Annotated in this window: 17 protein-coding genes and 1 pseudogene; 11 read left to right on the top strand and 7 right to left on the bottom strand. The window is 65.4% G+C overall.

Translation table 11 applies throughout. The features are described 5' to 3' along the window. Positions 1-5: 5 nt before the first annotated feature. Complete coding sequence (locus tag BM136_RS05670; protein WP_092971334.1) at positions 6-839, bottom strand: MurR/RpiR family transcriptional regulator; 834 nt, start codon at positions 837-839, stop codon at positions 6-8. A gap of 236 nt (positions 840-1,075) precedes the next feature. Here BM136_RS05670 and BM136_RS05675 point away from each other — a divergent pair. The 4 genes and pseudogenes from BM136_RS05675 to BM136_RS05690 all read left to right on the top strand — a co-directional run bounded on the left by BM136_RS05675 (position 1,076) and on the right by BM136_RS05690 (position 6,562). Beyond that, a pseudogene (locus BM136_RS05675) lies at positions 1,076-2,783 on the top strand (protease pro-enzyme activation domain-containing protein). A 95-nt stretch (positions 2,784-2,878) separates the two neighbouring features. Next, positions 2,879-3,613 carry a response regulator transcription factor gene (locus BM136_RS05680; protein ID WP_092970940.1) on the top strand — a complete coding sequence of 245 codons (735 nt, stop codon included), beginning with the start codon at positions 2,879-2,881 and terminating at the stop codon, positions 3,611-3,613. Between the two features lie 3 nt (positions 3,614-3,616). Beyond that, complete coding sequence (locus tag BM136_RS05685; protein ID WP_092970941.1) at positions 3,617-4,933, top strand: ATP-binding protein; 1,317 nt, start codon at positions 3,617-3,619, stop codon at positions 4,931-4,933. 147 nt (positions 4,934-5,080) lie between these two features. Beyond that, on the top strand, positions 5,081-6,562 hold the full coding sequence (locus tag BM136_RS05690; RefSeq protein ID WP_092970942.1) for a DegQ family serine endoprotease: 1,482 nt from the start codon (positions 5,081-5,083) through the stop codon (positions 6,560-6,562). 122 nt (positions 6,563-6,684) lie between these two features. Here the strand turns inward: BM136_RS05690 and BM136_RS05695 are convergent, their stop codons facing one another. Beyond that, complete coding sequence (locus BM136_RS05695; RefSeq protein WP_254775619.1) at positions 6,685-7,242, bottom strand: chorismate mutase; 558 nt, start codon at positions 7,240-7,242, stop codon at positions 6,685-6,687. A 232-nt stretch (positions 7,243-7,474) separates the two neighbouring features. On the opposite strand from BM136_RS05695, the gene BM136_RS05700 reads away from it, so the two are divergent. The 3 genes from BM136_RS05700 to BM136_RS05710 all read left to right on the top strand — a co-directional run bounded on the left by BM136_RS05700 (position 7,475) and on the right by BM136_RS05710 (position 9,588). Then, positions 7,475-7,825 carry a hypothetical protein gene (locus BM136_RS05700; RefSeq protein ID WP_092970943.1) on the top strand — a complete coding sequence of 117 codons (351 nt, stop codon included), beginning with the start codon at positions 7,475-7,477 and terminating at the stop codon, positions 7,823-7,825. 73 nt (positions 7,826-7,898) lie between these two features. Then, positions 7,899-8,225 carry a hypothetical protein gene (locus tag BM136_RS05705; RefSeq protein WP_175537084.1) on the top strand — a complete coding sequence of 109 codons (327 nt, stop codon included), beginning with the start codon at positions 7,899-7,901 and terminating at the stop codon, positions 8,223-8,225. Positions 8,226-8,415: 190 nt separating this feature from the next. After that, positions 8,416-9,588: a GGDEF domain-containing protein gene (locus BM136_RS05710; protein ID WP_092970944.1), complete on the top strand. Its 1,173-nt coding sequence runs from the start codon at positions 8,416-8,418 to the stop codon at positions 9,586-9,588. Positions 9,589-9,664: 76 nt separating this feature from the next. Here the strand turns inward: BM136_RS05710 and BM136_RS05715 are convergent, their stop codons facing one another. The 3 genes from BM136_RS05715 to BM136_RS05725 all read right to left on the bottom strand — a co-directional run bounded on the left by BM136_RS05715 (position 9,665) and on the right by BM136_RS05725 (position 11,354). After that, on the bottom strand, positions 9,665-10,273 hold the full coding sequence (locus tag BM136_RS05715; RefSeq protein ID WP_092971337.1) for an HD domain-containing protein: 609 nt from the start codon (positions 10,271-10,273) through the stop codon (positions 9,665-9,667). An 82-nt stretch (positions 10,274-10,355) separates the two neighbouring features. Beyond that, positions 10,356-10,922 (bottom strand): helix-turn-helix domain-containing protein, encoded by a 567-nt coding sequence (locus BM136_RS05720; protein WP_092970945.1) that lies wholly within the window; start codon positions 10,920-10,922, stop codon positions 10,356-10,358. A gap of 24 nt (positions 10,923-10,946) precedes the next feature. After that, positions 10,947-11,354 (bottom strand): VOC family protein, encoded by a 408-nt coding sequence (locus BM136_RS05725; RefSeq protein ID WP_092970946.1) that lies wholly within the window; start codon positions 11,352-11,354, stop codon positions 10,947-10,949. Between the two features lie 233 nt (positions 11,355-11,587). Between BM136_RS05725 and treA the strand changes: the two genes are divergently transcribed. Genes treA through BM136_RS05745 form a run of 4 tightly spaced genes read left to right on the top strand, consistent with a single transcriptional unit; the run spans position 11,588 to position 14,626 of the window. After that, positions 11,588-13,201, top strand: coding sequence for an alpha,alpha-trehalase TreA (treA, locus tag BM136_RS05730; protein WP_175537085.1), 1,614 nt, complete (start codon positions 11,588-11,590; stop codon positions 13,199-13,201). Positions 13,202-13,236: 35 nt separating this feature from the next. After that, complete coding sequence (locus tag BM136_RS05735) at positions 13,237-13,500, top strand: DUF2164 domain-containing protein (protein ID WP_092970948.1); 264 nt, start codon at positions 13,237-13,239, stop codon at positions 13,498-13,500. Positions 13,501-13,544: 44 nt separating this feature from the next. Next, positions 13,545-13,916 carry a 2OG-Fe(II) oxygenase family protein gene (locus BM136_RS05740; protein WP_092970949.1) on the top strand — a complete coding sequence of 124 codons (372 nt, stop codon included), beginning with the start codon at positions 13,545-13,547 and terminating at the stop codon, positions 13,914-13,916. 17 nt (positions 13,917-13,933) lie between these two features. Beyond that, complete coding sequence (locus tag BM136_RS05745; RefSeq protein WP_092970950.1) at positions 13,934-14,626, top strand: Crp/Fnr family transcriptional regulator; 693 nt, start codon at positions 13,934-13,936, stop codon at positions 14,624-14,626. Here the strand turns inward: BM136_RS05745 and BM136_RS05750 are convergent. After that, on the bottom strand, positions 14,623-15,636 hold the full coding sequence (locus BM136_RS05750; RefSeq protein WP_092970951.1) for a 2-dehydropantoate 2-reductase: 1,014 nt from the start codon (positions 15,634-15,636) through the stop codon (positions 14,623-14,625). The two genes, BM136_RS05745 and BM136_RS05750, sit on opposite strands and share 4 nt — an antisense overlap. A 27-nt stretch (positions 15,637-15,663) precedes the next feature. Further along, positions 15,664-17,328 carry an alkaline phosphatase D family protein gene (locus BM136_RS05755; RefSeq protein WP_092970952.1) on the bottom strand — a complete coding sequence of 555 codons (1,665 nt, stop codon included), beginning with the start codon at positions 17,326-17,328 and terminating at the stop codon, positions 15,664-15,666. Positions 17,329-17,391 lie beyond the last annotated feature (63 nt).

The following is a 17,391-nucleotide window of genomic DNA, read 5'->3' on the forward strand; positions in this document are numbered from 1 at the left end:
TCGCGTTACTCAGACTGATCGGCGTGATGGAGTGCGCTGCCCTTGCGCAGCGCCACTTCCAGCACCAGCGCGTCGAGCAGCGCCAGGTGCAACAGGCGAGCGACCATCGAGCGGTCGGCCACGGCATCGTCCACGCCGGCGGGCAGCACGACATCGGCCAGTGCCGCGAGCGGGCTGCCGGGCGCTGTCACGGCAATTACGTGCACGCCCAGTTCGCGCACGCGCTCCACCGCCGTTTGCAGTTCGGGCAACGCGCCCGATTTGGAGATGGCGATCACCACGTCGCCCGCCTGCAGCACATTCAACGACATCGACACGAGATACGGATCGCTATACGCATTCGCAGGAATGCCGTAGCGGAAGAATTTCGTCTGTGCATCGAGCGCCACCACGCCCGAGCTGCCGAAGCCGTACAGGTCGATGCGGTGCGCGTTGTCGACCAGCGCCACCGCTGCATCAAGCGTGCCCGGGTCGAAGCGGTCCTGCAGCGTGGTGAGCGAATCGATGGCGTTCTGCAGGACGCGCATGCCCGAGGGGGATGCGATGCGCGCCGGCGCGGTATCGCGAGCCACGTTGCCTTGCGCCAGCCGCAGTTTGAAATCCGACAGGCCATGGCAGCCCATCGAGCGGCAGAAGCGGATCACGGTCGGCTGGCTGACACCGGCCTCACGCGCGATGGCGGCTACTGGCAGGCTCAGCACCGTTCCGGGCTGGCGCAGCACCCAATCCGCCACCTGGCGTTCGGCCGGCGAGAGCGACGGGCGCGCCGCGCGAATGCGCTCGCGCAGGTCGGTCGGTGAATCAGGGGTGGCGGGGGAAGTGGCTTGCTGGGCGCTCATCTGCGCGCGGGTTCGAATGGCGGATCGCATCACGATAAAGGCAAGCGCTGCCTTGCGCAACCGCCCGGCAAGGGGTTGCTAGATGCAGCGCGCTCCGGATGCAACTGACTCTTTTTGCACTGTTGCAAGGGCAGCGCGTTGGATACGGTGAACGACGCCCACGTCGTCACAAGCGGCGTGGTCCTGCAACGTCGTACTCCTCAAAAGGACATCCGATGCTCCGTACTGCTCTCCCCATGCAGCGTTTTTCCACCCTGTGCCGCCATCTGGCGTATGCATGGCCGGTGGTGTTCGCGGCCGGGCCGCTGCATGCCGCCACCGATTGGGTCGACACCCACACCAAGGCGTTCGTGACCGGCCCGCAACTCATGGCGCGCGGTGCCGCCAACGAGGTCGCACCCGGCCAGACCACCGATGTGCTGATCAGCCTCAAGCTGCGCAACGAGGCCACGCTGAAAGCGCTCGCGCACGATGTGAACGACCCGCGCAGCTCGCGTTATCGCAAGTACCTGACCAGCGAACAGTTCCTGGCCGACCACGCGCCCACGCAGGCGCAGGTGGATGCCGTGGTGCGCTATCTGCGGCAGAACGGCTTTATCTATCGACATTGATGTGGCGCCCAACCGGCTCCTGGTGTCGGCGCGCGGCACGGCCGGCACGGTCAAGGCGGCGTTCAACACGCCGCTGGTGCATTACCAGCTGGCCGGCCACAGCGGGTTTGCGAACAGCAGCAAGGCTCAGGTGCCACGCGCGCTGGGCGGCATCGTTGGCTCGGTGCTGGGCCTGCAGAACGTGGCGCGTGCGCGTCCGCTGCTGCGTGTGGGCGATGTGGCCGAAGCGCGCACACTGGCTGCGGGCACGGCCACGGGCCATTACCCGAAGGAATTTCCGGCGCTGTACGGCGCGACCGGCGTGCCGACGGCGGCGGGCACCACCGTGGGCATCATCACCATCGGCGGTGTATCGCAAACGTTGCGTGACCTGCGCACGTTCGCGAGCAACAACGGCTATGCCGCGGTGTCCACCTCCACGATCAAGACGAACGGCACCAGCGGCAACTACACCGATGATCAGGAAGGCCAGGGCGAATGGAACCTCGACAGCCAGTCCATCGTGGGCGCGGCCGGCGGCGCGGTCGGCAAGCTGGCTTTCTACATGGCCGACCTGAATGCGCCGGGCAACACGGGCCTGACCAAGGCCTTCAACAAGGCGGTGACCGACAACACCGCCAAGATCATCAACGTGTCGCTCGGCTGGTGCGAGAACGACGCCAGCGCAGACGGCACGCTCGACGCAGAAGAGGCCATCTTCACCACAGCCGCCGCGCAGGGGCAGACGTTCTCCGTGTCTTCCGGCGACGAGGGCGTCTACGAGTGCAATAACCGCGGGTATCCGGACGGCGGCAACTACAGCGTGTCGTGGCCGGCATCGTCGCCGCACGTGCTGGCCATTGGAGGCACCACGCTCTACACGAGCGGCTCCAGCTTCGCCAGCGAGACCGTGTGGAACGAAGGCCTCGATGGCAACGGCAAGCTGTGGGCCACCGGCGGCGGCATCAGCCAGATCCTGCCGGCCCCGAGCTGGCAGGGCGGCAATGCGCGCCTATTGCCCGATGTGTCGTTCGACGCGGCGCAAAGCACCGGTGCCTACATCTATAACTACGGGCAACTGCAGCAGATTGGCGGAACGAGCCTGGCATCGCCCATCTTTGTCGGCTTCTGGGCACGGTTGCTGGCGGCCAACGGCAACCTGGGCTTCCCGGCGGCGCGTCTGTACAGCGCCATTCCGGCCAACGCGTCGCTGCTGCGCTATGACGTGGTCTCGGGCAACAACGGCTACCAGGGCTACGGTTACAGCGCCGCCAAGGGCTGGGACTACCCGACGGGTTGGGGCAGCCTGAACATCGGCGCGTTGAATCAACTGATCAAATCGGGCGGATTCTGATGCGGAGGTGAGTTTGCGGGCGGTTTCGCACAAAGCGTGAGCCGCCCGCGCGGCGGTTCTACAATGAGCCTTCCCCGGCTTATTTTTGATTCGTCATGCGCGTACTGCTCGTAGAAGACGACGACATGATCGGCGACAGCGTGCGCAAGGGTTTGCGCCACGACGGTTTCGCCATCGATTGGGTGCGCGACGGCGAGGCTGCCGTGCACGCCATCACGGCGCCTGGCGCCGCCGGCGCAGAGTCCGGCGCCACCATGTTCGATCTCATGCTGCTCGACCTCGGCCTGCCCAAGCGCGACGGGCTGGATGTGGTGCGCGAACTGCGCCAGCGCGGCATCGCCATCCCCATCCTGATCCTGACTGCGCGCGATGCGGTGGCCGACCGCGTAGCCGGCCTCAATGCCGGCGCAGACGACTACCTCGTCAAGCCCTTCGACCTTCAGGAACTGGCGGCACGCATGCACGCGCTGCTGCGCAGGCAAGGTGGCCGCGCCGATCCGCTCATGCGCCACGGCGAGGTGCTGCTCAACCCCGTCACCCGCGAGGTGCTGCGTGCGGGGGTGCCAGTCAAACTGTCGGGCCGCGAGTTTGCGGTGCTGCATGCGCTGCTCGCGCGGCCGGGCAAGGTGTGGTCGATCGCGCAGTTGCAGGACAACCTCTACGGCTGGGATGAGGAAGTCGGCAGCAACACGGTCGAGGTCTACATCCACGCGCTGCGCAAGAAGCTCGGCAGCCATTTCATCCAGAACATCCGCGGTGTGGGGTATGTGATTCCACGTGAGGCGTCGACGTCGCCTGCGGAACCTGCCGGCGGCGACGCGCACCAATAACCCATGCAATCGATCCGTAAAACCCTGCTGTGGTGGCTGGCCGGCGGCCTGCTGGCGGGCATTGTCATCGCCACCGGCCTGATCTACGCGCAGGCGCGCCAGGAAGCCAACGCGCTGTTCGACTACCAGATGCAGCAGGTGGCCGCCGCGCTGCCGAGCCAGTGGATCGACCCGCCGCCGCCGGCACTCGCGGGCATTGCGCGTGACGACGACGTCGTGATCCGCATCTGGGACGGCACCGGCCGCAGCCTGTATCTATCACACGCAAGGCCAGATCTGCCGGACCAGGCGGAGCTGGGCTTTTCCGATGCGAATACGCCGGAGGGCCCGTGGCGCATCTACAGCGTCGCGTTCGGGCCCGCCGTGGTGCAGATCGCGCAGCCATATAGCGCGCGGCACGAGGTAGCGGCGCGCATGGCGTTGCGTACGGTGGCGCCGCTGTTGATCCTGCTGCCGCTATTGGGATGGATCGTGTGGCTGGCGGTCGGGCGCGGTCTGGCGCCGCTGGGCTCCGTGGCCAAGCAGGTGCAGGCGCGCGATGCGGCAGCGCTGTCGCCGTTGCCCACGCAGGGGTTGCCCGACGAGATCCGCCCGCTGACGAATGCTCTGAATGACCTGCTTGCGCGACTCGGCACCGCTCTTGCGCACCAGCGTGCGTTCGTCGCCGACGCTGCACATGCGCTGCGCACGCCGCTGGCTGCGCTCAAGCTGCAGTTGCAGGTGGCCGACCGCGCCGAGAACGAAGACGAACGCCGCGCCGCGCATGCCGATCTGCATCGCGGTGTGGAACGCATGATCCGTCTCGTTGGCCAGTTGCTGACGCTCGCGCGGCAGGAGCCGGGCGCTGCCGATACGCAGCGCGCAACGGTTGCACTCGAGGCGGTGGCGGCCGACGTGGTTGCCGAACTGTCGCCGGCGGCGGTGCACAAGGGCATTGATCTGGGGATGGCGATGGAGTCGCAGCCGGCATCCGTCATCGGCAATCACGATGCGCTGCGCGTGCTGCTGGTCAACCTTGTCGACAACGCGCTGAACTACTGCCCGCGCGGCGCGCGCGTCGATGTGTTGACGGGGCACACGCCCGACGGTGGGGTGCAGTTGGTGGTGGAGGACAACGGCCCCGGCATCCCTGCGGAGGAACGCGAACGCGTGCTCGATCGATTTTATCGGCCAGCGCAGGCCCCCACGGGCGGCAGCGGCCTCGGCCTCGCCATCGTCCGGGAGATCGCGCAAGCGCATGACGCAACCCTGGCGCTGGAAGCGCGCGAGGGCGGCGGCTTGCGCGTGGTGCTGCGCTTTCCATTCAAGGCTAACGCGTAGAAACATTTTGTTTCGTGTGACGGCCGCGTGCGCCTTGCACCTTTAAGTCTCGTTTAAGTCTGCCCGCCTACGATGCCTTCAACCGATGGGCACGACAGGCGACTCCGCAGGCCGTGACCCTCGTGCAAAGCAAGAGAGGACACGACAATGACGCGTCAAACCCTGGCACGCAGTGCGGCTGGCCTGGCCGCTGTGGTCGCCGTTGCAGGCGGCTATGCCTATCTGCAGAAAGACATGATTTCGCGCGCGGTGGCGGCGCCCGTGGCTACCGCGACGGCAACGACCGCGCCTGCTCCCGGTGCAGCACCGGTGGCTGTGGCGGCGCCAATGGACTTCTCCGGCATTGTCGATCGCTACGGGCCGGCGGTGGTCAACATCAGCACCACCGCGCACGCGCAGCGCACCAGCATGCAGGGCTTGCCGCCCGGCATGAGCCCGGATGATCCGTTCTCCGAATTCTTCAAGCGCTTCATGCCGCAGATGCCGCAACAACACGGCGACCAGATCGTGCGCGGTCTGGGCTCGGGCTTCATCGTCTCGGCCGATGGGCTGATCCTGACCAACGCCCACGTGGTGGACGGCGCCCAGGAGGTCAACGTCAAGCTGACGGACCGCCGCGAGTTCAAGGCCAAGGTGCTCGGCGTCGACAAGCAATCTGACGTGGCAGTGCTGCGCATCTCGGCCAAGAACCTGCCGGTGGTGCAGATTGGCAGCCCCGCCAACACCAAGGTGGGCGAGCCCGTGCTGGCGATCGGTTCGCCGTACGGTTTCGAGAACACCGTTACGGCGGGCATCGTGAGCGCCAAGTCGCGCTCGCTGCCGGACGATACCTATGTGCCGTTCATCCAGACCGATGTGGCCGTGAACCCGGGCAACTCCGGTGGCCCGCTGTTCAACCAGCGCGGCGAGGTGATTGGCATCAATTCGCAGATCTACAGCCAGACCGGCGGCTACCAGGGCCTGTCGTTTGCCGTGCCGATCGACGTGGCGATGAAGGTGGAGCAGCAGCTTGTGTCCACCGGCAAGGTCACGCGCGGCCGGCTTGGCATTGCGGTGCAGGAGGTCGACCAGTCGCTGGCCGATTCCTTCAAGCTGCCCAAGCCCGAAGGCGCATTGGTCAACTCGGTGGAAGACGGCGGCCCCGCAGCCAAGGCCGGCCTGCAACCTGGCGACGTGATCCTGCAGATTGGCGGTGCACGGATCGACCGGTCGGGCGATCTGCCCGAGCAGGTGGCCGACATCAAGCCGGGCTCCACTGTGCCGCTGCAGATCATTCGCCAGGGCAAGCCGACCACGCTGACTGTGACCGTTGGCGCAGCGAAGGATGCGAAGGTGGCGTCCAGTGAAAAGGCGGCGCCGGACCAAGGCCGCCTGGGCCTGGCGGTGCGACCGCTGCAACCGGAAGAGAAGCGCCAGAACGGTTTGCCTGGCGGCCTCGTGGTGATGGACGTCACAGGCCCGGCGGCGAAAGTCGGCATCCAACCGGGCGACGTGATCCTGTCGCTCAACGGCACACCGGTGTCATCGGTGCAGGAGTTGCGCACGCTGGTGGACCGCGCCGGCAAGCATGTCGCGCTGCTGGTGCAGCGTGATGACACGAAGATCTTTGTGCCTGTGGATCTGGGCTGATATCTATCTCCGGCGCTGCCGCGCTGAAGACATTGCATCTGCTCAGACAGCCGGTCCGCTCGGGCCGGCCTTTCTTTTTATTTGCGCCCGCTACATACCTGCCGGCGCTATTTTTTATTGGATCAGCGGGTGGTGGTGCACAGCCGTGCGGTTGCACGGTCCAGTGCAATGCGATGCAAGCTGTCGAGCGATTTCTCCTGCGCCACACGGCCGATTTCGTTCGCCACCTGCATCGGGCAATCCGCGTGGCCGCGTGCCGGTGCAGCATCGCGCAAGGCTTGCAGGATGGATTTCTGCAGTCCGTCCAGCTTGGGCCGGATCACATCCGGCAGGCTCTGCCGCTGCGCGGTGGGCGCAGCACCGGCCCGTCGCCAGTCGTTCAGCAGGGCGTACTGCACTTCCTTGTTCGCCTCGATCTGGTCTGTGAAGACATCGCTCACGTCTGGGGCCGCCAAGCCGTAAGCGGGCGCTTGCGCCGAAGCATTGGCGATGACCTTCGCTTCGCGCGCCGGGTCGTAGACCGACTGTCCGCTGTCCCATTTGCTCAGCGCAACCTGGTCCGCGGTGACCAGGCGATCGGCCAGATGGCGGAGCAGCGGAGCGAAGGCGCCTTCCTGAGCGTGAGCCTGGGTGGCGAAGCTTGCCGCCAACAACAGGGCGCAGGCGATTCGGGGTGTCATCAAGGTGTTAAAGGCGTTCTTCATGCTAGGTACCGGTCGATTGCCGCGTGTCATGAGACTGGGAGCGGCCATCATACCGAAGCGTCCACTGTCTGGCGCGTGCAACGTTGTTCCGATGCGCGCCGTTAGGGCGTTTGCACGTGCCGTCTGCCATAAACCCAGGTATCATGCGGCCTACGCGCCGTTTTTGTCTGCAAAGCCTGCGGCGGCGCGGCTAGCTGAGCATACGACGATGGATTTTTACCCCGATCTGGAAGGTTTGCCGCTGTTCGCCAAACCCGCTTTCGGCTGGGAGGAACCACTGTCGGCATCACCAGCCGAAACTCCCCCCACCAAACCCCGCCGCTTGCGCCGATGGCGCGGCCCGATCACGCATTGGGAACGCGGCTACCGCTCCCACTACTACCGTGACAAGCGCGGCAAGAAGCTCGGTGAAATCCACCTGAGCCCGCGCGGTCAGGCTCCGCTGCTCTACCGCTGGCTGGCCGGTACGCTCTCAGGCATCGAAGGGTCGCTCACGCATGCCCGCATGCGGGTGGAAGAGGCCATCGGGTTTGGGGTGCGGCAGATGGCGCTGTTCTGAGGCAGTCGCCCGACGCATCGCCGGGCACGGCCGATGCGTCAACTTTGGGTTCACCACGACGAGGAGAACCCCCATGCCGACCATCGTCCGCATCTTCACAGACCATGCCGCTGCTGAGGCGGCCCGCCAAGCCGTGTTGAACACCGGCCTCACGCTGGAGCGCGTCGCGCTGTCACATCAAGGTGACGAAGCGGGTGCCGTGTGCGGCAACTTTCTTTGCGGCGACCACGAGGCCGGTGGCGAAAACGCCGAGACATACGAGCGCAAATTCCAGAACGTCGTGATCGGCGGGCGCTTTCTGCTGACCATCGAGGCCGAGCCCGCACAGGTGGACGCCGCCGAAGCCGCGTTGCAGGCTACCGGCGGACACGCCGTAGACGATCTCGGACCCAAACCCTGACCTAGCGCGGCGGTTCCTGCGTGCAAGGGCTGCCGTCACCATAGAAGCGACCAGCTGCAGTTGAATTGCGGCGTTCGGCCCAGGATTGAGTTTGGCTGTGATAAGGCGCGCCGTGCCCCACCACCCGGTGATGTCCGCAACGCGCCACTTTTCGTAGAATCCCCGCCACAGAAGATTTGCGGGAGTGCTCATGCTGGATCCAGGCGTCGCCATTGCCACGTCGGCGCTGATGAGCTTTGTGCTCCTGGGGCTGCTGGGTTCGTTGCTGCGCGCCAGCAAGCCTGGCATTGCCGAGTGGTTTGGTGCCAATCTGGCCGTGGTGCTAGCGCTGCCGTTGATCCTGCTGCGCGGGAAGATCCCCGACAGCCTTTCGGTTGTTGTGGCGAATGTCCTGTTGGCGCTCGGTGGTGCTGCGTACTACGCGGGCTGCGCACGGTTTCTCGGACGGCGCCCGCAGTGGCCCATCCTACTGGCAGGCGTGACGGCGGTGGGAGTGGCGGTCATCTACTGGCGCTACGCCGTCGATAGCATCCCCATGCGGGTGTTTTCGACCACGCTGTTTTCGGCCGCCTTCTGCACGGCACTGGTGTGGATTCTGTTGCGGCATTCGCCCGCCGGTCGACCGACCTATCCGTACCGGGTAACGGCCGTCATTGCTTTCGTGTTCGGCGTCTGTCAGCTCGTACGCGGCATCTATTTCCTGACGCTGGGCGCGGCGTCCAGCCCGAGCATGTTTGCCACCGCCGGCAGCGTGCTGCTGCTCGTGGTGGCGGCGGCCATCATGCCCATCCTGTCGATGTCGGCCATGTTGATGGTGCATGACGCACTGCTGGCGGACGCGTGCGATGCCGCCAATCGTGATTTCCTGACCGGCGCGCTGTCGCGCCAGGGCTTCGAGGTGCTGGCACGCCGCCATGTCGGCCGTGTGCAGCGGCACGCCAAGCCGCTGGCATTGCTGATTCTCGATCTGGACCATTTCAAACGCATTAACGATACCCTCGGCCATGCCGCCGGCGATGCCGTGTTGCGCGCGTTTGTGCAGATGGCGCAAGCGCAGTTACGGCCGACCGACGTGCTCGGGCGTATCGGTGGCGAAGAGTTCGCGCTGCTGCTGCCCGACACAGACAGCGGCAACGCCATGCATCTCGCAGAACGCTTGCGCAAGGCAGCTGCCACGCACGTTGTCTCGGCCGGAGCGCAGTCTTGCTGCTACAGCGTCAGCGGTGGCGTGGCGGCGTGGCAACCGGGCGAATCGTTCGACCGGCTGAGCGCCCGCGCAGACCGTGCGCTGTACGACGCCAAACACCGGGGGCGCAACCGCATCTGCGCAGCCGATGTGGTCAACGTGGCTGCGGTGGCGTAGCGCTGCGCGCAAGGTCACGGCAATACGCAGCGCCGACTTGCGCCGTGCCGTAGAAGAACACCTTCGTGCAGGCATGCTATGAGGCGGTGCGCGGGGCACCTGTGCCCGCAGCGTTGGTCGCTTCCACCATCCGCTTGCGCGTCTGCGCATCCAATAGCCCGCGCAACGTGGTGAACAACGGTGCGGCCTGCATGTAGCGCTGCCCATACCCGAGGTTGAATGCGTAATCGAAGTCCGGGGGGTTTGCGCCCTGGTTGTGCTGCAGGATGGTCTCCAGCTTGTCCAACGCCTTCACGGCCCGTGCTTCCGGCGTAGCCGCCGCTTCATATTCATCCCACAGCCTGACGAGGGTGTTGCGCACCTGGGTGTCCAGCATGTGTGTGAGCTGCAACAGGTCACAGCGCTCTTGCGCGCTCTTGTCTGGGTGCGCGTGTTGATGGATGGCCGGGACGTCGCCGTGGATGGCTTCACCCAGATCGTGCACCACGCACAGTTGAAGCACCTTCAAGAGATCGAGGTCTTGCAGCGCATCGGCAAAGACGATGGCCATCAGGCTCAGACGCCAGCTATGTTCTGCAGTGCTCTCGGGGCGGCCTACTGACGTGTGGCCGCTGCGCAGCACGTTCTTAAGACGCTCGGCTTCGCGCAGGAAATCAAGCCGGGCGACCAGGGTGTCGGGGGTCATGATGTGGGAGCGTTCGTTCATCGGCTGAGCCTAGGCGTTTGGCCAAGCGCTGTCCACGCATGAAACATGCGCGCAACCGGATTTAGTCCGATCGCAGTGTTTCCACAAGGCGTACGGCCGTGCCGTCAGAGAGCGTCATACGTGTCCAGCGGCACACGCTTGGGCGAATCGGCACGACAACGGAATCGTTGGCCCCGGTGCTGAACTCCACGCCCGGCGGGGCGAGATCGTCATACCAGCCCAGCGCATCCAACGACGCTTCCCGCTGGGCGATGGCCTCCGTTGCGTAGCGCCATAGTGAGTGTCCGATCAGTTGCACGATCGGCCGGCCGAATTCCGCTGCGCGTGCCGGTGAGCTTGCGAGCACCCGGTGCGTGAGATCGCAGACGAGGTGCATCGCGCCTGGGTGTGTATCGATCAGTCTGGCCAGCGCATGATCGGCGGACGAACTGAGGCGCGCTCGTAGCAGCGATTCCGCCCGCAGGCGCTCGTCCGGCGCCATGTCTTGCACGCCGGCCTCCCACCGTGAGATGGTCGACTGCGTGACGCCAAACAGTTCAGCTGCGTGCAACTGCTTGATGCGGTGCAGGGTGCGCCAGCGCCGCAACATTGGCCCGAGCGGGCGTTGGGCAAGTGGAGAATTGACCATGTTGGCGAAGGCGCAGATGGACCGTCAAACTGCTGATGGTATGGGAGCTTGCGAACCGAGGTCATACGGCCGCGTCATGATCTCTAGAAAGTGCCCATCTGGATCGTCGAAGTACACCCCGCGCCCGCCGTTGTGCTCGTAGGTTTCGCCCTGCCGCTTCTTGGCTGGGTCCGCCCAGTACGTCAGCCCCTTCGCCTGGATGCGGGCGAACGCCTGCTCGAATTCGGTGTCGCTGACGAGAAAGGCGTAGTGCTGCATGGCGATGGGCGCATCGCTGTCGAAAAAGTCGAGCGACACGCCGTTCGATAGCGGGACGACCAGCATCTGTCCGAACGGGACCGGCTCGGGCAGGTCGAGGATGTCGCGTAGAAAGCGCGTGGACTTCTGCTTGTCGCGGCACCAGACGATGGTGTGGTTCAGTTCGATGCGCATGTGGGCTCCCCGGTGTAGCTTGCGATGCAATCGTATGGTTAGACGATAGGCCACGCATGCCCGCCTGCAAAGCATCGCCGCACATCAGCAAGTTGCTTGCCCGCAGAGTCCAATACGGCGCCATTTCTTGCGCTTCGGTACGCCGCCGTTTTGCGCAAAACCTGTCGATTTGACAACGCTGTCGGCGTCTCCTTTTCTGGACTGGCTTTCCGTCCACCAGGCAGGAGATGACGATGCATCGACAGGCTCACTTTTTGATCCGGCGCCGTGCGGCCAATGTTGCTGCATGGCTGGCGTTCGGTTTTGCGGCGTCGTCCGCATTGGCCGATGTGGGCGTGGGTGCCGCGCTGCCGCCGTCGCCCGACAAGCTTTACGGCGACTTGTTCGTGGCCGTGCAGACCGCGCAGGTGTATCCGGATCAGAAGACGTTTGTCGATGCCGTGCCCAAAGCCGCACCGGCCGCGATCCTGCAGGCATACCAAGTACAGAAGAACGTGCCGGGTTTCTCGCTCAAGGCGTTTGTCGATCAGTACTTCACGCCGCCGGTGGAGACGCCCGTGACACCGCCCGCGGGGCAGTCCTTGCGCGCGCACATCGACTGGCTCTGGCCGGCGCTCACGCGCACGACGACCACCGCCCCTGACAACAGCTCGCTCATCCCGCTGCCCAAGCCTTACGTGGTGCCCGGCGGCCGCTTCCGCGAGGGCTACTACTGGGATACCTACTTCACCATGCTCGGCCTGCAGGAGGCCGGCCGCGAAGACCTGGTCGACAACATGCTCGACAACTTCGCCTATGCCATTGATCAGTTCGGCCACATTCCCAACGGCAATCGCACGTATTATCTGAGCCGCTCGCAGCCGCCGTTCTTTGCGTTGATGGTCGAGCTGGCCGCGCAGCAGGAGGGTGATACGGCGCTCAAGCGCTACCTGCCGCAACTGCGCAAGGAGTATGCGTACTGGATGCGCGGCGCCTCGACTACGCCCGCAGGGCAGGCGAGCAGCAACGTCGTCGTCATGCGCGACGGCACTGTCCTCAACCGCTACTGGGACGACCAGGACACCCCGCGCCCCGAGTCCTATCTGCAAGACGTGACCACAGCGCAGCAAACACCCGCGCGCCCTGCCAACGAAGTCTGGCGCGACCTGCGCGCAGCGGCTGAAAGCGGCTGGGATTTCAGCTCGCGCTGGTTTGGCGACAACGCCACGCTGGGCACCATCCGCACCACGTCGATCGTGCCGGTGGATTTGAACAGCCTGATGTTCCAGCTGGAGAAGACCATCGCGCGCGGTTGCACAGCGGCGCGCGATTTTGCATGCACGGTCGAATATTCCGTGCGCGCCGGAAAACGTGCCGTCGCCATCGAGCGCTATCTATGGCACCCCGCTGGCTACTACGCAGACTACGATTGGCAGCTCGGCCGCATTCGCGGCAACAAGTCTGCCGCGATGACGTATCCGCTGTTTGTGGGTGCCGCACGGCCGGACCGCGCGTGGAAGACATTGCAGTGGACGCAGCAGGCGCTGCTGCAGGTGGGTGGGCTGTCCACCACCACCTTCAAGACCGGCCAGCAATGGGATGCCCCCAACGGCTGGGCGCCGCTGCAATGGATCGCGCTGCGTGGTGCGCAGCGATACGGCTGGCAACCGCTCGCCCAGGCAATCGGCGAGCGCTTTCTCGGCAGCGTCGAGCAGCTCTACGCCAGCCAGCAGAAGCTCGTCGAGAAATACATCGTCGACGGAACGGGCACGGGCGGCGGCGGGGGTGAGTATCCGTTGCAGGACGGCTTCGGCTGGACGAACGGCGTCACGCTCAAGCTGCTGGATGCATATGGCCGTGGGCAGTAAGCTGGCGGTTTCATCCGCCACCACAAGCGCCTCGCATGCCCATCGAACTTGACCGCGACGTCCGTGAAGAGGCCGTTCAATCCATCCAGCGCTACTTCACCGAGCAGATGGACGAGCGCATCGGCAACATCCAGGCCGGTGCGCTGCTGAGTTTCTTTCTGGAAGAGATCGGCCCGGTGGTCTACAACCTTGCCGTGCAGGAGGCGCAGGAACGCCTGCACACGCGTGTGGCCGAGCTGGACTACGAGTGCCACCAGGAGCCGTTCGGATACTGGAAGAAATTCGACAAGCGCCGATAGTTCCCGGCTACCATGCCCGGATTCCATCGGGCAGCTTCGCTTCCATGTCTTCCTTGCGCGCATTCTTCGGCACGGCCTTCCGCTGGCAGCGCGGCCGCCAGGGCACCGGCTACGACAAGATGCTGCTGGCCACCGCGCTGTGGCCCATCCCGTTCGATAGCTACCTGATCCGCTATCCAGACGGTTCGGAAATTCCGCCGCATACCGACCCCGTCACCAACGGCCGGCACTATCGACTGAACATCGTGCTGAAGTCGCCGCGGGCGGGCGGCGAGTTCGTTTGCGCCAGCCCGATCTTCCAGACCCGGCGTATCAAGCTGTTTCGCCCCGATGCGTGCGAGCACAGCGTGACGCGCGTGGTGGGTGGCAGCCGGTATGTGCTGTCGATAGGGTGGGTGTTAGGGCGACGGGCTTGAGGGCCGGGAACAGAATCGTGACGCACGCATTTGCTGCCAACCCCTGGTTCCAGAGCCTGCCGCCGCACGCGGCCGATGCGCTGCTCGGAGCCGCGGTGCCCCTGCACATCGGAGCCGGCGCGTTTCTCTTTCGCCAGGGCGATCCGATGGACGCCGGTTCGCACGCGTTCTTTGGCGTGGCCAGCGGCGCGCTCAAGCTCTCCATCTTCAATGCTGACGGAGATGAGGCCATCCTCACGTTGGTGGAGCCTGGCAACTGGTTTGGCGGGGTGTCGACGCTTGATCAACAACCGCGCGGCCACTGCGCAATCGCGCTGGAAGATTCGGACGTGCTGGGGGTGAGCGTGGCGCGCTTTGAAGCACTGATGCGCGATGCCGCATTTGCCGGAGCGATAGCGCGGCTGGTGGCGACGCGCTTGCGCCTGGCGTATGGCTCGCTGGCGAGTGCGGCGCTGCACGGTACGCGGGCGCGTGTCGCACGGCGTATTGCTTCACTGGCGCACGGCGATGTGTCGCAATCGGCAGAAGGCCGCGCGAGCATCTCCACCTCGCAAGACGCGCTGGCGATGATGTTGGGCATCAGCCGGCAGACGCTGAGCAAGGAGCTGCAGGCGCTGGTCAAGCTCGGCGCGATCCGCCTGCGCTATGGCCACATCGAGATTCAGGACATGGCGTTGTTGCTGGACGCGAGCGAAGCCGGCGCCGACTAACCCGCAGCCCGCAAGGCCGCCAGCAGATCAATGCCCGACCAGCTCGGGCGCGAGGCGGCAGATTCGGCGGCATGCACCATCGCGCACAGTTTCGCGTTCACGGGGGCGCGTTGCCCCAGGCGCTCGGCCAAGCGCACCACTTCGCCGTTGATCCAGTCGACTTCGGTCGTGCGCCCGGCGGCCAGATCGTCGGACATGGACGAACGCGCGAGCGGATCGATGGCGAGCATCTTGCCGGCGAGTCGCGCAAATACCGCATCGGGCGTGGTGAGCAGGCGCGGAATCCAGGCGGGCGGTATGGGCGTCAGCTTGGCGGGTTGGATGCCCGCACGCGACAGCAGCCGCAGTGCCTCCATTTGCGCCAGGGCGAGGCAGCGCCGGTACGCACGCTGCGATAGCTCTTCCTTCAGTGGCCGGTTGGCCAGTGCGTTGATGGCGTTGTTCAGGTTGAGCAGCAGCTTGGCCCATTGCACGGCTGCCATGTCGGTCCGTTCCGTGAGCGGCAGACCTGCGCGGAGAAAGTCACCCAGAAACGGCTGCAGCATGGGTGACGCTGCCACTTCCAGCTCACCGCCCGTGCCTTGATGGAAAGCGCCGGGGCCAGGCTGCATCACATTGAAGGGCACCATGCCCGCCAGCACGGTGTGCTGCGGCAGAGTGGCCCGCAGCACGTCGGCATTGCCAAGACCGTTCTGGAAGCTGATGACGATGGCACCCGTGCGCAGCACGGCCTGCAGCTCATCTGCCACGGATTGCGTGGCAGCAGATTTGACCGTGACGAGCACGAGATCGGCATCGGCAGCAGCGCCGGGGTCTGTCACGAAGCGCACCTCAGCCGGCGGTACCTGCCAGCTGCCGTTGCGGTAGTCCGTCAAGGTGAGACCGTGCTCGCGCAACTCGTTGCCGATGCGTGCGCGGCCGACCAGCGTGACGTCGGCACCGGCTGCCAGCAGGCGGCCTCCCAGATAGCAGCCGATCGAGCCGGCCCCCACGATGCAGATCTTCGCCATGCGTCTCCTTGTTGTTGCGCTGGCACCTCAAGCCAGGCGCGGCACCTCGTACACCAGCACCGGCTGCAGTGTATCGATGGTTTCCACCGGCTCGGGCGGGCGCCACATGAACAGCGAGAAGGTCATCTTCTCGGGCGTCACGTCGATGATGGTAAAGCCGTTTTTCTCAGTCGGGCGCAACGCCTCCTGCATGGCGACGGACAGCGCCGGCGTGGTCTCGATGCTGCGGAATGCCGAGGGGAAGGCGAGGTCGCCGGTGCCGAGCGTGCCGGTCATGACCGTATGCACGGGATGTGCGAATGCCAGATCTCCCGAACGCGACATGGACCCAACTGCCGATGCATGGAAGTCGCCCTGCACGATCACGGCTGCACGTTGTTTCTGCTCGGCAAGCGCCGCTACCAAGCGCTGGTGCTGCGCGTACCAACCGCTTTGCCAGCCAGCTTTGGGCTGGTTGGCCACGAGGCGGCCGGTCTTCCTGTCGAGCAGATCCGGATACCAGTCGCCCAGCTTGCCCGACGAATACGCAAACGGCAGCGACGGCACGTGGAAGAAATGCGCGGTGTCTTCAGCGCGCGTGCGTGCCACGAGCCAGTCTTCCACCCATTGCGGCACCACGCGTGCATGGATGCCCTTGTTGTCGAGAAAGCGCCGGCAGTCGTACAGCACCGCTTCGAGCAACGCGCCGTAACGCAGCGTGCCGAAGGCGCTGTTGGTGTCGCTGGGCATGCCGGCCTTGTCACCGCCGGGCAGCCACACGGGGCGGTTCGTGTCGGGCAGGAACTCGGGGTAGTAGCGATGTTGCGTCAGTTCTGCACCTACCAGGCCGTACGGCTCCGGCGGCAGGGTGGCAACCTTGTCGTCAAACTCGTCGTTTTCGAACGTGTCGTGATCGTCGGTCAGGAAATACGCGGGCGTGGAGCGCAGCGTGGTGCCGTAAAGCCCGCTGATCTGGTAGTCGCAAACGCGCGTGAAGATGGCTTCGTTCTTCGGGTGCGACATCGGCACAGACGTGTCGAGCGCGCCGCCAAACTTCGCCCACATCAGTTCGCGCACCTGCCGTGCGAAGGGCTTGTTCTGCGAGGTCTGCAGATCCCAGTAGATGTGGTCGCCGTTGGCGATGACGGTGTCGGGCGCGAACGACATCCCGCGTGCGAGCAGGCGGCGGCGGGCGGTCATGTCCAGCCATGCGGTCTTGCCGGCCACCGGCGGCCCGTCAAAACCGCCAGCGCAGGTGTAGGCCAGGATGCGCAGCTGTGCGGGCGTGGCGTCGGGCGCGGGGAATGTACGCAGCGGCCACGCGTCGGCCAGCGGGTTGCCGCCCGCATCGACAATGCGCAGCGTGTATTGCGTGGCGGGCTGCAGGTCACGCGCATCAAAGCGCCAGAAGCGGCCGGCGGCATCGGTTCGCTCCCCGGCGACGCGCTTGCCGTTGACCATAAGCCAAGGTGCCCGTGCAAGCGGTGCCTGGAACGATGCCTTGATGAGAAGGCGGTTGTGGCTCGCTGCCGGAATCAGGTGCGCGAGTTGGCCAGCATGCCAGTTGGCGTCGCCGGCATGCGCGGCGGCTTGCGCGCCTTCCGGCAGGCTCACGCCTAGTGCGCCAAGGCTGGCAGCGGCGGTGCCGAGCGTCAGAAAATCGCGCCGGCTCATGCCGTGCGCAGGGGTGTTCGGGGGTGTGCGGGAGGGCATCGTGATCCTCTGGCGTGGTGCGGAGACGCCATCGTGCCGAGCCCTGCACAGGCTGAATGTTCA

It is taken from the genome of Ralstonia sp. NFACC01 (assembly GCF_900115545.1).
GTDB lineage: Bacteria > Pseudomonadota > Gammaproteobacteria > Burkholderiales > Burkholderiaceae > Ralstonia > Ralstonia mojiangensis.